Genomic DNA, 1,429 nt, shown 5'->3' on the forward strand with positions numbered 1-1,429 from the left:
CGCGCAGCACAAGCGCGACGCATGCGCCCAAGCCACCGCGTCTTGGGAAAGGGCTTCGTGTACCCGCATGACGGCGTAACAAGATCGATTGCCACTCCCATCTCCCTCGATCGCCCACCTGCCGAACAACTTGACAATACCCCGATGATGTCGGGCGGAGCCGGTGACTCTTGAACGAAATCGACACGTCGGCCGACGGCAAGGTGGAAATGGTGGTGGTTCTCGTCATGCCACATTCTACTCGCCACCTTTAGTTGCAAACCCGACAGCACCTCAATTGTGTTAGTGGCTCTAAATATGAAAATGCACAAATTGCATTGGATATTTTCTCGTTTTGCGTTAAACATGACTTCTTACGGGCACACCTAATCACAGATGTGTGCGCGCACGACGAAAACACCGGTTTTTTGGCAGAATTGACCACCCACCCCGTTATTCGACACCAGCTCAACGATGAACGAAAAACTCAATCATGAAGTCAATGTATTTTATCTCTTCGACATGCCAACTTCCATCGATGGAAGTTGCGCGATTTCAAGAAACATTGCCATGATATTGATGGTTTCGGCACTCAGCTTTGGAATTTATGCACCAAGCAACCCAGCAAACGCAACGGAGACTGAGATTAAAAATAACCCGATCATTGACATAAAGGGTAGAATTATTAATATTGACACTTCCTCGCGCATTGTTGCGCTGCAAGGGTTTCATGGAAACACAGTAGAAATTCTTATCCGACCAGAAGTGGCAGGCTTCGATCAATTAAATATAGACGATATCGTGGTCATTGTCTATAGGAGCGCCGTACTTATGGCAATCGAGAAGGCGAAAGGTGTTGATTCGCCAATTCTCGAGCGAATTGGCGCTCAGACTTCCATCATGAGCAACTCACCTCGTAAAGCCGCAAATCGAATTTCAATGAAGGCAAATGTGGAGGGCGTCGATCTGGCGCGACGACGCCTTACACTGCACGGAGTATTAGGAACTCAGTCCATGATCGCGCCTTCCGACATCGACTTGAGTACGTTTAGAAGAGATGACATAGTGCACGCCACTTTTCAGCCCGCCACCGCGATCAAAATAATCTCAGTGAACGTAGCAAAAAGATAGACAAATGTATTTTAAAAAACAACGACAAAGAAATTTATAGAGATCATCTTTTCACGTGAAATTTTATACTCACCAGACTGAACAAATCAGCCGACCGGCCTCGCTTGAATTGTCGCCCACAATACGGCTTACGAGTATCTATAAGTGCGGCTCGTTGAATAATCTCACTCAATTGCTCGGTATTGTCAAGTTGTTCGGCAGGTGGGCGATCGAGGGAGATGGGAGTGGCAATCGATCTTGTTACGCCGTCATGCGGGTACACGAAGCCCTTTCCCAAGACGCGGTGGCTTGGGCGCGTGCGTCGCGCTTGTGCTGCGCG

At 48.4% G+C, this 1,429-nt stretch carries 1 protein-coding gene; it reads left to right on the forward strand.

Annotation, left to right across the window (positions count from 1 at the left end; genetic code table 11):
• Window positions 1-453: 453 nt before the first annotated feature.
• The gene (locus VL15_RS42455) at window positions 454-1,110 is read left to right on the forward strand and encodes a hypothetical protein (RefSeq protein ID WP_155420413.1); all 657 of its coding nucleotides are present in this window, start codon (window positions 454-456) and stop codon (window positions 1,108-1,110) included.
• The last annotated feature ends 319 nt before the right edge of the window (window positions 1,111-1,429 follow it).

This window comes from Burkholderia cepacia (assembly GCF_001039005.1).
Classification (GTDB): Bacteria; Pseudomonadota; Gammaproteobacteria; order Burkholderiales; family Burkholderiaceae; genus Burkholderia; species Burkholderia theae.